The sequence below is a fragment of the Parabacteroides sp. AF27-14 genome, from assembly GCF_003635425.1.
Lineage (GTDB): Bacteria > Bacteroidota > Bacteroidia > Bacteroidales > Tannerellaceae > Parabacteroides > Parabacteroides distasonis.
This window is the reverse complement of the sequence record NZ_QTLZ01000036.1, coordinates 15,097-28,170: the sequence shown is the minus strand read 5'-3', so window position 1 is coordinate 28,170 and position 13,074 is coordinate 15,097. Positions and strand designations below refer to the sequence as shown.

Annotated in this window: 12 protein-coding genes; 6 read left to right on the top strand and 6 right to left on the bottom strand. The window is 43.7% G+C overall.

Annotated features, from left to right (window positions below; translation table 11 throughout):
• Nucleotides 1-379: 379 nt before the first annotated feature.
• Nucleotides 380-1,009: a uridine kinase gene (gene udk, locus DWY79_RS21245; protein ID WP_005857397.1), complete on the top strand. Its 630-nt coding sequence runs from the start codon at nucleotides 380-382 to the stop codon at nucleotides 1,007-1,009.
• On the opposite strand, the gene DWY79_RS21240 is transcribed toward udk, so the two are convergent.
• The 3 genes from DWY79_RS21240 to DWY79_RS21230 are packed head-to-tail and all read right to left on the bottom strand — an operon-like array spanning nucleotide 966 to nucleotide 3,635.
• Nucleotides 966-2,312 carry a cobyrinate a,c-diamide synthase gene (locus DWY79_RS21240; RefSeq protein ID WP_005857399.1) on the bottom strand — a complete coding sequence of 449 codons (1,347 nt, stop codon included), beginning with the start codon at nucleotides 2,310-2,312 and terminating at the stop codon, nucleotides 966-968. The genes udk and DWY79_RS21240 overlap by 44 nt on opposite strands.
• Nucleotides 2,313-2,323: 11 nt before the next feature.
• Nucleotides 2,324-3,145 carry a 3-methyl-2-oxobutanoate hydroxymethyltransferase gene (panB, locus tag DWY79_RS21235; RefSeq protein ID WP_005857401.1) on the bottom strand — a complete coding sequence of 274 codons (822 nt, stop codon included), beginning with the start codon at nucleotides 3,143-3,145 and terminating at the stop codon, nucleotides 2,324-2,326.
• Between the two features lie 43 nt (nucleotides 3,146-3,188).
• Complete coding sequence (locus tag DWY79_RS21230) at nucleotides 3,189-3,635, bottom strand: cold-shock protein (protein WP_005857403.1); 447 nt, start codon at nucleotides 3,633-3,635, stop codon at nucleotides 3,189-3,191.
• Nucleotides 3,636-3,880: 245 nt separating this feature from the next.
• Here DWY79_RS21230 and DWY79_RS21225 point away from each other — a divergent pair, with 245 nt between their 5' ends.
• From DWY79_RS21225 to DWY79_RS21205, 5 genes are all read left to right on the top strand, one after another.
• The gene (locus DWY79_RS21225; RefSeq protein WP_005857406.1) at nucleotides 3,881-4,459 is read left to right on the top strand and encodes a 3'-5' exonuclease; all 579 of its coding nucleotides are present in this window, start codon (nucleotides 3,881-3,883) and stop codon (nucleotides 4,457-4,459) included.
• A gap of 77 nt (nucleotides 4,460-4,536) precedes the next feature.
• The gene (locus DWY79_RS21220) at nucleotides 4,537-5,529 is read left to right on the top strand and encodes an N-acetylmuramoyl-L-alanine amidase (RefSeq protein WP_036612734.1); all 993 of its coding nucleotides are present in this window, start codon (nucleotides 4,537-4,539) and stop codon (nucleotides 5,527-5,529) included.
• Between the two features lie 180 nt (nucleotides 5,530-5,709).
• On the top strand, nucleotides 5,710-6,396 hold the full coding sequence (locus DWY79_RS21215) for a response regulator transcription factor (protein WP_005857410.1): 687 nt from the start codon (nucleotides 5,710-5,712) through the stop codon (nucleotides 6,394-6,396).
• Between the two features lie 14 nt (nucleotides 6,397-6,410).
• A complete protein-coding gene (locus DWY79_RS21210) occupies nucleotides 6,411-8,180 on the top strand; it encodes an ATP-binding protein (RefSeq protein WP_005862780.1) in 1,770 nt (589 codons plus the stop codon).
• Nucleotides 8,181-8,260: 80 nt separating this feature from the next.
• Nucleotides 8,261-10,330 carry a sensor histidine kinase gene (locus DWY79_RS21205; RefSeq protein ID WP_122370358.1) on the top strand — a complete coding sequence of 690 codons (2,070 nt, stop codon included), beginning with the start codon at nucleotides 8,261-8,263 and terminating at the stop codon, nucleotides 10,328-10,330.
• On the opposite strand, the gene DWY79_RS21200 is transcribed toward DWY79_RS21205, so the two are convergent.
• From DWY79_RS21200 to DWY79_RS21190, 3 genes are read right to left on the bottom strand one after another with little or no spacing between them, the layout of a single operon-like run.
• Complete coding sequence (locus DWY79_RS21200; protein WP_122144242.1) at nucleotides 10,325-11,089, bottom strand: LytTR family DNA-binding domain-containing protein; 765 nt, start codon at nucleotides 11,087-11,089, stop codon at nucleotides 10,325-10,327. The genes DWY79_RS21205 and DWY79_RS21200 overlap by 6 nt on opposite strands.
• Entirely contained in the window at nucleotides 11,086-12,147 is a 1,062-nt protein-coding gene (locus DWY79_RS21195; protein ID WP_122370355.1) for a sensor histidine kinase, read from the bottom strand. Before DWY79_RS21195 ends, DWY79_RS21200 begins: the two co-directional genes overlap by 4 nt.
• Nucleotides 12,144-13,070, bottom strand: coding sequence for an efflux RND transporter periplasmic adaptor subunit (locus DWY79_RS21190; protein WP_048928420.1), 927 nt, complete (start codon nucleotides 13,068-13,070; stop codon nucleotides 12,144-12,146). Before DWY79_RS21190 ends, DWY79_RS21195 begins: the two co-directional genes overlap by 4 nt.
• Between the last annotated feature and the right edge of the window lie 4 nt (nucleotides 13,071-13,074).

The window sequence follows — 13,074 nt, the reverse complement described above, 5'->3', positions numbered from 1 at the left end:
TGATGTTGAATGTTTATGCAAATTTATAACGATAAATTATTATACAATGAATACAATGGGGAACGCATCTAACTATCATTATTGTTGAGGTGACCTACTATAAAAGAAAAGGCCATCCGTCACGGACAGCCAATCTCATTGTTAACCTTAAATCTAATACCATGAAAAACACAGTGCAAATATAGAGACTTTATGTTATGCAGCATAATTTTCCAACAAGAAAAGCTTACTCATTAACTTTATTTAAGACAAACATGCTATACAACATAGAATTCAGCTCTTTTTATCTCGTTTTTTCTATTAATAGCGAAATACTACCACTATAAATATTTCTTACCTTTGCATTTATAAACATAAATATGGATTAATATAAGAAATCATGCTAATTATAGGTATAGCGGGCGGGACTGGTTCCGGGAAAACTACAGTGGTAAAAAAGATCATAGAGAGTTTACCTCCCGGCGAGGTCGTATTACTCCCTCAAGATTCTTATTACAAAGATAACAGCCATGTGCCGGTAGAGAAACGTCAATATATTAATTTCGACCATCCCGACGCATTTGATTGGCCGCTCCTCTCAGAGCAAGTCACCTTGCTGAAAGAGGGGAAATGCATCGAGCAGCCGACTTATTCTTATCTTACCTGCTGCCGATTGCCCGAGACCATTCATATCGAGCCTCGTGATGTTGTCATCATCGAAGGGATCCTCGCTTTATGCGACCCTCAATTACGAGACTTGATGGACTTGAAAGTATTTGTCGATACAGATTCGGACGAACGTCTTATCCGTGTGATCCAACGGGATATGATCGAGAGAGGACGCACGGCGGAAGCGGTAATGGAACGCTATACCCGGGTACTAAAGCCTATGCACCTGCAATTTATAGAGCCTAGCAAACGATATGCCGACCTAATTATACCCGAAGGAGGAAGCAACCAGATCGCCATCAATATATTGAAAATGTTTATCGAGAACAATCTGGGGCTTCCCCATACAGAAAATCAATAAACCAATCGTTCCGACAGGGATCTCCCCAATATAAATGCGTGTACCCCGCCAATACGTTCTTGTAGCGATATAGCGGGGTATCCGTTTGACCTCCTTTCGCCGTAAAGGCTTTCGCTACCGAAGGCAGCGGGCTTTCCATAGGCACGATCCGGGAATAATGGAACTCATGCCCTCGTAGGACATCATTCTTATAGCATAAAGTCCGATACCCTAAACGTAACTTCATGTTCTCCATCGTGGCGGATTGTGGTAATACACCGGCCATTGGATAGGCATTCCCATCCGTACCGATAATCTCTTTACAGAGATACATCATCCCCCCACATTCCGCCAGCAACTTGCCCCCCACTTCCACAAAGGAATGAATCGATTCACGCATCCCGGAATTCATGCTCAACTCCGATAAATACAACTCGGGATATCCACCCGGCAAATAGACAAAATCGGCCTCCGGTAAACAATCATCCCTCAATGGACTGAAATAGGTAATCTTGCCTAGAGTAGATAAGAAATGTATATTTTCCTCATATGAGAAATTAAAAGCGGGATCACGGGCGATGGCTATATTTAAGTTTGCCTTTGAAACAGTCCTCATGACTTCCTTAACCCGAGGAACTGGCTGTCGCTCTGGCAAAGCCGTGATTGCCAACAGGCGGTCTATATCCACATGCTCCTCCACCAAGCAAGCAACCCGGTCCGCAAACTCCTCAAAGCAAAAATCCTCATCCAACGACAACCCCAAATGCCGGCTCGGGATCTCTACATCCGCACACTTCGGTAGATAGCCTAACGCTTCCACACCCGCATCCTCACACGCTTGTCTCAAGAAAGAATAATGACTCTCCGACGCCACGAAATTAAATACCGCCCCCACTACATTCAGATCTTTCCGAAAATTCCGGAAGCCATAAAGCAAGGGAGCCACCGAATAAGCCGTACTTTTAGCGTTCACCACCAATACGATCGGTATCCGCAATAAACCGGAGATCTCCGCACTACTCCCTCGCATGGCATCGTAGCCATCGAACAGCCCCATCACCCCTTCGGTCACGGCTACATCCGCATTCGAGGTATACCGGGCATATAAATCCTTGATATGCCCTTCCGACATCATGAAACCATCCAAATTCACGGAAGCGCAACCAGCCGCCATTTTATGATGACGAGTATCTATATAATCCGGCCCACACTTAAAAGGCTGCACCCGTAAAGAACGATTTCTCAAGGCACGAAGCAATCCTAAGGTAAAAGTAGTCTTCCCGCTTCCCGACGAAGCGGCACCTATTAGCAAATGAGATCTCATGTATTCTGTTTCTAATATTGCTCCTTCTCGTTCGGGAAGTCTTGAGATTTCACGTCCTCGATGTACGCTTGTACGGCACGGGTAATCTCCTCCCCTAAATTAGCGTAGCGACGTAAGAAACGGGGAGAAAAGCCTTGATTGATACCGAGCATATCATGCATAACCAACACTTGACCATCTACGCCTCCACCGGCGCCAATGCCGATAACCGGGATCGTAAGCTCCGAAGCGACACGAGCTGCCAACTCCGCCGGGATCTTCTCCAGCACCAAGGCGAAACAACCTATCTCCTCTAGCAAATGGGCATCCTCGATCAGTTTATTAGCCTCGGCCTCTTCACGGGCACGTACCGTATACGTTCCGAATTTATTGATCGATTGCGGCGTCAATCCTAAATGTCCCATAATTGGAATACCGGCACACAAGATACGTTCGATAGATTCCCGAACCTCAGCCCCGCCTTCCAACTTGATACAATCGGCATGCGTCTCTTTCATCACCCGGATAGCGGAGGCCAAGGCTTCTTTAGAGTTTCCTTGGTACGTACCGAAAGGCAGGTCTACCACCACCAGCGCACGATTCACCGCTTTCATGACCGATTTACCATGGTAAATCATCTGGTCGAGCGTAATCGGCAAAGTGGTCACGTTTCCAGCCATTACGTTAGAAGCGGAGTCTCCCACCAAGATCACATCCATTCCTGCTTGATCGATCAATTTCGCCATCGAATAATCATAGGCGGTAAGCATGGATATTTTCTCGCCACGCTGCTTCATCTCTATCAGGCGATGTGTGGTCACCTTTCTATTATCATCTACTTTTGCGACAGACATATTATATTTTTATTAATTGTTTCGGCCGCAAAGGTAAGTATTATTATTTATTTTCAAGACAAACATTCACGGCACTTAAGCCTCTGTCGCCACGTTCAAGGTCGAACGTCACGATATCGTTCACGGAGATATCATCCACAACATTGTTCACGTGAAAGAAATACTTTTCCGTCCCCGACAAGTCACGGATAAACCCGAACCCTTTTGCCTCATTAAAATAGTCTACCCTGCCCCTTAAGATAACGGGAGCCACATCCTCTTTCTTAGGAGTCGAGATCAAGATATCTTCCTGATTTATCTCTTCTTTTTGACGAAGTTCGGGAGGGACAGAGGTGATCATCCCATTTTCATCCACATAAGCGATCATATCCTCAAAGCTAGTCGCCTTGCCGGACGATTTTCTTTCCTCTTTCCTGTTCTGTTTCTCTACTCGGCGGGCTTGTTTCTTTTTCTCGTTTTCACGTTTACCAAATGATGCGTATTTTGCCATACAGTCGATTTTAATTTATACTAGGGCCTCACGTTCCGTGAAGCGTTGTTTATACTAACTTAGCGTGAGAATTGATGATTAAAGGAGAGATCCGCTTAATAATAATATAAAAAGAAGAACTATGTCGATAATGATTCTAGACTCAAACTTTCGCAAAGATAATAAAATAAACGGAGAAAACCTTATAGATCCTCTCATTTAAGAATAAAAAAACTTACTTTTGCATCCTATACCAAAAAGCATTTATGAAACTACTTTTTTTTGATTTAGAGACTACCGGCATAAAATACTGGAGAAATGGCGTCCACCAAATAAGTGGGGAGATCGTAATTGATGGGGTTACGAAGGAATCTTTTAATTTCAATGTCTGCCCACACCCCCAATGTGAGATAGAGGAAGAAGCGCTTCGCATTTGCAACGTGTCCAAAGAACAGATACAGGCTTATCCTCCCATGCGAGAGGTGTACGTTAAATTTGTGAACATGCTGTCCAAATACGTGGACAAATTTGATAAAAAAGACAAGTTCTTCCTCGTTGGATACAACAACGCCTCTTTCGATAATCACTTCTTGAAAGCCTTCTTCGTACAGAACGGAGATAATTATTTCTACTCATGGTTCTGGGTGAACTCGATCGACGTAATGGTATTGTCTACCCAGCATTTGATGCGCAAACGGCATGAGATGACAGATTTCAAGCAGGAAACGGTGGCAAGGGCTTTAGGCATACAAATAGATTCCGCGAAATTGCACGACGCGTCCTATGATATTCAATTAACCAAAGAGATTTATAATAGGATATCCTCCCTCTCATTTATGGGTTGATTGATTCTTTTTATAAATTATCGTTTTTGACTATAGGTTGATTTAATTATCTTTACGGCGTAGAATCAATTTTTAAGATGTCTGTGAAACATAGTATCCGTATTTTCTTCATCTTTATTATCGCTCTCGTATATACAGGTTCCTTGACTGCCCAAGAAAAGGCGTATCCGAAAAACGGAGAGGGCATCACTCTTTTTCTCAAACGCTTCAACCGTACCGGCGGGACGTATCAGAAAGAGTTTATCGAGCTTAATAAAGGGAAGTTGGGTAAAAATAACACTCTGCGCATGGGCGTAAAATATACCTTGCCTCCGCTCGCCTCCGCCCCTCAGAAGAAGAATTATCAGCCCCTATTCGGCAAGTCACTAGCCAGTTACAAAGTAACTTCTTCCGATTTAAAGGGAGCTTGCTTTTATCTGGTCAGCGGTCATGGCGGTCCGGACCCCGGGGCGATCGGTAAAATGGGCTCCCATGAATTGCATGAGGATGAATACGCTTACGACATCATGTTACGTCTGGCACGCAATCTTTTAACGCGAGGCGCAAAGGTATATATTATCATCCAAGACGCAAAGGACGGAATACGTGACCAGCAATTTCTCAATAACAGCAAACGGGAAACTTGTATGGGTAGTCCGATCCCCCTCAGCCAAGTAAGCCGTCTGGATCAGCGTTGCGCCAAGATAAACAGCTTGAGCCGGAAAGATAAAGAAACTTATAAGAGAGCGATATTCATCCATGTGGACAGCCGGAGCCGGCATCAAAGGACCGATGTCTTTTTCTATCATAAGCCCAAGGATCAAGCGAGCAAGCGCTTGGCTAAAACGATGAAATCCACTTTCTCGCGCAAATACAACCGCCACCAGCCGGGCCGGGGATTCTCGGGCACGGTAGACGATCGTAACTTATATGTATTACGTCACACGACCCCGACCTCCGTATTCGTCGAATTGGGCAACATACAAAACCAATACGACCAACAACGGATCATCCTCAGCAACAATCGGCAAGCCTTGGCCAACTGGCTTTGCGAGGGTTTTGTCACGGATTATAATTATTATAGGAAGTAGCATCCCTAATGATCTATTATACTAACACATATCCTGCGGCAGAAATGTTACATGAGCGATTTTAACAGCAATGTAACATATATTTCATTTCTCCGAAATAAGAATATCCGTTCTTTGCCAAAAATAATTATATTTGTATATGGAGAGCCGTAAGGCACTCTTTTAAAAACAGAACAGCTTATGGCAACAACTCGTATTCTTGTAGTGGATGATGAAGAGGATTTGTGTGAGATCCTTAAATTCAACTTAGAAATAGAAGGTTATGAAGTAGATACCGCCTATAGTGCGGAAGAGGCATTGAAAAAGGATCTGACCGTTTACAATTTATTATTGTTGGATGTCATGATGGGAGAAATCTCCGGTTTCAAGATGGCACGTATCCTGCGACAAGATGAGAAGACGGCTAATACCCCTATCATCTTCCTCACGGCCAAAGATACGGAGAACGATATGCTCACAGGGTTCAATCTCGGGGCGGACGACTATATCTCCAAGCCTTTCTCCATCCGCCAAGTGATAGCGCGTGTTAAGGCCGTACTAAGAAGAACTTCCGAGAAATCAAAAGAAAAAGAGATTGAGAAACTCGAGTATGAGACATTAGCTCTTGATACGAAACGCATCAAGGCTACGGTAGACGGGGTGGAAGTTCCATTGACCAAAAAAGAGTTTGAGATACTAAAACTTCTATTGGAAAATAAAGGGAACGTCTTCTCCAGAGAGGAAATACTGTCTCGCATCTGGAAAGACGAGGTATATGTTCTAGACCGTACCATCGATGTCAACATCACCCGGTTACGTAAGAAAATAGGTCCTTATGGAAAGAACATCGTAACTCGCTTAGGTTTCGGTTATTGTTTTGAATGCTAATATTGTCGTGAATCATGGTAAAGATAGATGGTGAGAAAAGACACCGGATACCGTTTAGCCAACGGCTTTTCTGGTCGGTCTTTTTTATGTTCTTGGGCTTTACGGTCTGTTTCCTGCTATTCCAATATCAGCGGGAAAGGGAGTTCGCACAAGAAAAGTTGAACAATGTGTTGAGTAACTATAATTACCAATTATTCCGCAAATGCCAACAAAGTACGGACATCAACAAGACCGTAATAAGTTTCATGGACGACATCCCTCAAAAGGATTTGCGGGTAACCATTATAGATCCATCCGGCGACGTATTGTTTGATAATAGCGGGACGGACGAGTTTAATAACCATAACGACCGGAGCGAGGTACGCAAAGCCCGATTATATAATGAAGGATTCGCTATCCGTTCCTCGGAATCTACGGGAAAAAGGTATTTCTATTCGGCATCAAATATAGGAGGTTATATTTACCGCTCAGCCCTGCCCTATGATCCATATGTAAGAGGGATATTGACGGTAAACAAGGACTTCATTTATTTCATGGCATTGATGACCTTGATTTTCTTCTTTGTCCTTTCCCGTTTTACTTTCAGCATAGGTAAAACGATATCCAAACTAAGGGATTTCGCCTTAAACGTAGAGAAAGATCGAATGCCTGCGGTCGATTATGTTTTCCCGAATGATGAGCTAGGTGATATCTCACAGAATATCGTAACCTTATACCATCGGCAGCAGAAAGCGAAAAACGAGTTATCCATGGAACGGGAAAAGCTTATCAAACATTTCCAATATTCCAAGGAAGGCTTCGCCATGTTTACAAGTGAAGGGCGGGAGATTCTTTCTAACATCCTATTCATTCAATTCATAAATGTCATATCCGACACCCAGATCCACCAAGTGGAAGACGTTACTGATATAGCCGAATTAGAACCAATCCGTACCTTCTTGAATAAGAATATCCGGAATCTGAATCGGAAAAAGAAAGTATTAAGAGAGTCCGTGACTATTGACAAGAACGGTAAAATATTCTTGATCGAATGTATTTTATTCCTCGATAATAGTTATGAGATCTCTATTAATGATATATCCCGTCAAGAAGAAGAAAGCCGGATGAAACGACAGCTTACGCAGAACGTCTCTCACGAGCTGAAAACACCGGTCAGCAGCATTCAAGGGTATTTGGAAACAATCCTATCCAACCCAGATTTGAGTCCGGACAAACGTCAATTTTTCTTGGAACGTTGTTATTCCCAAAGTACCCGCCTTACAGGATTATTACGAGATATTTCCGTATTAAACAGACTTGACGAGGCATCCGAGATGTTCGACCTCACGGAAGTAAATATCACGAAGCTTATCGCCGAGATACAAAAAGAATGCTCCCAAGATATGGAAGAAAAACACATCACGTCGGAAATTATCCTCCCGGGAGATCCGACCGTGTTCGGGAATAACTCCCTACTCTATTCCATATTCCGGAATCTATATGACAACGCGATCGCTTATGCGGGAGAAAACATAAGGATTACCGTCAACTGCTATAAAGAAGATCCTAAATATTATTACTTTAGCTTCTCCGATAATGGAGTGGGTATCCCGGAAGAACATATCAATCGCATATTCGAGCGCTTCTACCGGGTAGACAAGGGACGCAGTCGTAAGATCGGAGGAACCGGATTAGGATTATCCATCGTTAAAAACGGGGTTAATTTCCATAAAGGACAAATATCGGCGAAGAGCAGTCCGGGAAAAGGGGTTACTTTTTTCTTCACTTTGAAAAAGAAACTATAAGGCAGACCTCTAAAATTCCATAACATACGCTTGATATTTAATATTAAAATGTATTTTTGTATTGAACATCATACAATATCATGAGAAATACCTATTTAGTATTATTTATCTATTTAATGATCCCAATGTTTTCTTTAGGGGAAAATACCTATACTACCCAACAAAGGGAAGACAGCCTTTTATCCCTATTAAAGTCCTCGCCAGCCATAAATGAACAGATCGAGTTATATAAGGATTTAGCGACAATGTACAGGCAAATGCCCAAGGAGATTGTTTACCTAAACAAAATGGCAGATGTGGCAAGCTCCACTTCGAAAGGTCATGTTTCCTTATATTACGCATGGGCCAACTTATCCCGCCATTATTACAATATACAAAACAGGGATAGCCTGATTTACTGGTCGCATAAGATAGATTCATTAGCCGCGGCCAAGAATGAGGTTCCAGACGCATTATTCGATGCACGAGGATTCATTTGCCAAATGGATCTATGGGACGGCAATTATGAGTTAGCGATGAACGGGGCGATCAGCCTATACAACTATGCCCGTGATACAAAAAGTGAATATGGATTGATTTGTTGCAATGAGAACCTAGGTTTAATCTATCAAGAGATACATCGGGATAGTGACGCGATAGTAGCTTATCGGGAAGGTCTCGATTTATTACAGAAACGAGGTGACAATCCGAAATTCGAGATGCAATACATGGCAAACCTCATCGAATCTTATCTTCGAACCGACCATTTCACCGAAGCCAAGGAATTATTAACTCGTTACGATGAAATGATCCAAGATAGGGAAAGAGAGAATGAAGAACAAGGAACCGCTTTCCCCGTGGATCGTTGCCGTGCGCTAATGTATGTTTTTTATGCGGATATGTATGTCCTTCAAGACAAGCCCAAGGAGACATTGGAGACCTTGTTGAAGGCGACACCGATCGTAGAGAAAACCGGAGATGATTATACGAAATTCTGTTATAACTTTGTTTTCGCCAAGTATTACTATTTAATAGGTATGTATGAAAGGGCGCTGAATATCATAGATAAAAATAAATTAACAGAAGAAGATATACGAACATCGGAACTGAAAGTCGAGATACTCGAAGCATTGGGACGTTATAAAGAAGCGCTCGCATTTAGTAGAGAAGTTGTAGAACATACCAAGATGTTGCATGACGAGGCCTTCAACCGGCAGATCAATCAGCTCCGGACATTACATGATCTAAACAATCAAGAGATGCAGGCATATGAACTACAGCTACGTGAACAACAACTGCATACCCAAAGGTTGTTAATGATTATTCTACTCGTAGTATCGATCGTTCTTTTAGTGATGCTATACATCGTATACAAGTCCTATCGCTCCGCACGCCGCTACCAACGAGAACTTATGAAAGACAAGGAAGCCTTAGTAGAGTCCGAGCGTCAACTTCGTACAGCCAAAGAGATAGCGGAACACGCCAACCAGATGAAAAGCACGTTTATCGCCAATATCAGCCATGAGCTCCGTACGCCACTTAACGCAATTGTCGGCTTTTCGGAATTAATATCCGATGAATCTATTTCCGCTGGCGAAAAGAAAGAGTTTTTCTCCATTATCAACAATAACTCTTATTTATTACTTAATCTGATAAATGACATTCTTGACCTTTCTCGCCTAGAATCCGGGAATATGAAGTTCATTATAGAGAAGACAAACTTATCGGATTGTTGCCGGAACGCTTTGGCAAGTGTAGAGCACCGGGTCTTTCCGGCTGTTCAATTAACCTATACACCTTCTGAAGACCCCTTACATATTCAGACAGATTCGATACGTCTCCAACAATTATTGATAAACTTATTGACCAATGCCTGCAAGTTCACGAAAGAAGGAGAGATTAACCTATCTTATCAAATAGATGAGGACAAACAGCATGTACGTATCACCGTAACCGATACCGGATGTGGAATACCGGAGGATAAGCAGAAAGTCATATTCGAGCGTTTCGAAAAGGTAGATGAATACGCGCAGGGTACAGGTTTAGGATTATCCATCAGCCAAACGATTATTGAGCATTTAGGTGGCTCCATTCAATTAGACCCGACGTATAAGCATGGAGCCCGGTTCATCGTACTCCACCCCTATAATCCTCTTGATAATCCATCATGACGTAAACCACGTCTTGAAATCCGGCACTCTCGCCTTGCTAACCAATATACGCTCCAAGGTCGGTACGATCAAATTGACCGCAAGGCGTCCGTTAAACCAGAGATCGATATCTTGCACCGCCTTTCTGGATATCAAGTACTGACGATTGATCCGGAAGAACAAGGCAGGATCAAGGCTATCGGCTAACTCATCCAAGGTCTGCGTGAAAAGGTATTCTTTCCCGTCCGTCATCACCGCCTTTACATTTCCGTCCGCTATATAGAAAAATAAGATCATATCCACGGAAACAGGTAGCAGCTTATCCCCTTTCATAGGGATCAAGAAATGCGTTTTATATCCTTCCACCCGCTTCAAGGCTTGCATGACAGCGGAATAATCGATCGCTTCTTTCTCCACAGCCGTCGATTGTAACCGTGACAACTTATCCAAAGCTTTCCGTATATCATCCGCATCGATCGGTTTCAGCAGATAATCTACGCTATTCACTTTAAACGCCTTCAGCGCATATTCATCATAGGCTGTCGTGAAAATGATCGGGCAAGAGATATCTACATGACCGAAGATCTCGAAAGCCGAACCATCCGCCAAATGGATATCCAGAAAGATAAGTTCCGGCATTGGATGCGATTGAAACCATTCAACACTATCCGTAATACTATCTAGGACATCGATCACCTCGATATCCGGATCAACCTCTCCCAGCAATGCCATCAAATTACGGACAGCCGCTTTCTCGTCTTCTATTATCAAAGCTTTCATATCAAAGGGATTGTTACGCTGAATATACTAGCATCTTCTTTTATGGAAATATCTTTCTTATACAAGAGGTTATAACGTTTACTCAGGTTCACCAAGCCAATACCGGTGCCTCCGCTATGTGTCAATTTCGGTTGGATGGGATTGCTAACCGTCAAGGAATCATGGTCCGAACGAACGGATATGGTCAATGAATGGCGGTTGCTAATCTCGTTATGCTTCACGGCGTTCTCGATCAAAAGCTGCACCGACATAGGAGGCAGTTGCTTAGACTCGTGCTCCTTCCCTAAGTCTATATCGAAGACCAGATTATCCTCATAGCGCATTTTCAAAAGGAAGATATAAGCGTTCACGAAATCCATCTCCTCCCGTAAAGTAACACTACGGCACTCATTCTCTTGCAAGGTATAACGTAAGACACGGGATAACTCCTGCAAATATTCTTGTGCCTTCCCGGGAGTCTCCCGGATCAAGGAACGGAGCGTATTCAAGGAATTAAATAACATATGAGGATTAAGCTGGCTCTTCAAGGCCTCATATTGGTTCAATAGATTCTCCGCCCGCAATTGCTGGTTCTCGATCTGTACTTGCTGGCTTTGACGAATCAGGTAAATCATATAGCAACTACCCGTAACGACGCACGACATGATAAAATCCCTCAACGGATGCAGATAATGATGCACCAAGGCGTCGATCGCCGGAATATCAAACTGATGGTGCAAGAACACGAAACCTTTTCCTAATAAATTATTCACGCACCAAGTCATTACGAACGAGAGAAGGACCTTCTGCCAAGAGATACGCGCTTTCTGCCGATTGAAACCAAAGACATACGTGTTCATCGCAAATAACAGTAAGAGGGACACGAAGGTGAAAAAGACCTCATTCGCTACATCCAATACCGACATATCCGGGAAAAGAGCGTTCTGCCCGGTAACGTCAAACAACGACACCAATTCCGGGAAATGGATCAAGAAGGCCACCATGATCGATATGATGACCAACGAGAACACATATTTATTCTTTATATTCATTTTCTTCATGAAGGCAAAGATAGTCATTTCTTCTCTACCCGTGCGGAAACATACATACCGGGACGAAAACGAGGATTTGTCTCTTTTACCCGAGCGTACATTTCCAAGGAACGGCTCGTCTCGTCCACCTCCTGTCCGATCGAGATCAAGACCGCATGGAAGGTCTCCTTCCCCATTCCATTCACCCGGAACTGCACTTGGTTCCCAATGGATAAGTCCGCTAAATCCTTCTCATAAGCGGTCAGGCAAAGAAGAGTCTCGCCTTTATCGATCACATCACAGATCGGTTCGCCCGCGTTCACGTATTTACCGAGATTAATGGACAGCCCGGCGACATAACCGCTCAGTGGCGCTTTTACCTCCAAATAAGGTTGGATACCGTCTTCCAGAAGATCGCCGGCGGAGACACCTAGGATAGCAAGTTGCGCGGCGGCGGCATCTTGACGGCTCTTCATGGAAAGATAATCCGCCTTGCTTTGCTGGAAACGTTTTTGCGAGGCCGCTTCTTGCTCACTCAAACGCTGTTGCCTTTTATACTCAGCCTCTAAGTATTCCGTTTGGGCATGGGCATCCAAATAGGTCTGTTGCAACGTGATAAAATCCGGATTCTCCAAGCTGACGATCACCGAGCCCTTCTTCACATAATCGCCCGGAAGCAGCGTAGTAGCATGAACCGTGCCTCCCATCGTCAACGTAACCGTAGCCTGCCGCTGCGGGGGAACTACCATGATCCCGTTGAAAGAGGAGTGATTCGGAAGGGCCGTTGCCGAGGAAATCCCATCCACCTCTACGCTATCCACGGATGGTTCGGACGGTACGCTTTCCGCTACTTGAGTAATAGCGGGCCGGGCAGTTATGTCTTGCGAATCGCCCTGTCCTTTCTCCGCGTTGTTTGTCATACTGCATGCGGCCAATGCCATAAGAGCCGCAGGAATCCATATCTTTTTCATCTTA

Coding starts and splice junctions, on each gene's coding strand:
- udk (WP_005857397.1), top strand. CDS start 380: ATGCTAATTATAGGTATAGCGGGCGGGACTGGTTCCGGGAAAACTACA.
- DWY79_RS21240 (WP_005857399.1), bottom strand. CDS start 2,312: ATGAGATCTCATTTGCTAATAGGTGCCGCTTCGTCGGGAAGCGGGAAG.
- panB (WP_005857401.1), bottom strand. CDS start 3,145: ATGTCTGTCGCAAAAGTAGATGATAATAGAAAGGTGACCACACATCGC.
- DWY79_RS21230 (WP_005857403.1), bottom strand. CDS start 3,635: ATGGCAAAATACGCATCATTTGGTAAACGTGAAAACGAGAAAAAGAAA.
- DWY79_RS21225 (WP_005857406.1), top strand. CDS start 3,881: ATGAAACTACTTTTTTTTGATTTAGAGACTACCGGCATAAAATACTGG.
- DWY79_RS21220 (WP_036612734.1), top strand. CDS start 4,537: ATGTCTGTGAAACATAGTATCCGTATTTTCTTCATCTTTATTATCGCT.
- DWY79_RS21215 (WP_005857410.1), top strand. CDS start 5,710: ATGGCAACAACTCGTATTCTTGTAGTGGATGATGAAGAGGATTTGTGT.
- DWY79_RS21210 (WP_005862780.1), top strand. CDS start 6,411: ATGGTAAAGATAGATGGTGAGAAAAGACACCGGATACCGTTTAGCCAA.
- DWY79_RS21205 (WP_122370358.1), top strand. CDS start 8,261: ATGAGAAATACCTATTTAGTATTATTTATCTATTTAATGATCCCAATG.
- DWY79_RS21200 (WP_122144242.1), bottom strand. CDS start 11,089: ATGAAAGCTTTGATAATAGAAGACGAGAAAGCGGCTGTCCGTAATTTG.
- DWY79_RS21195 (WP_122370355.1), bottom strand. CDS start 12,147: ATGACTATCTTTGCCTTCATGAAGAAAATGAATATAAAGAATAAATAT.
- DWY79_RS21190 (WP_048928420.1), bottom strand. CDS start 13,070: ATGAAAAAGATATGGATTCCTGCGGCTCTTATGGCATTGGCCGCATGC.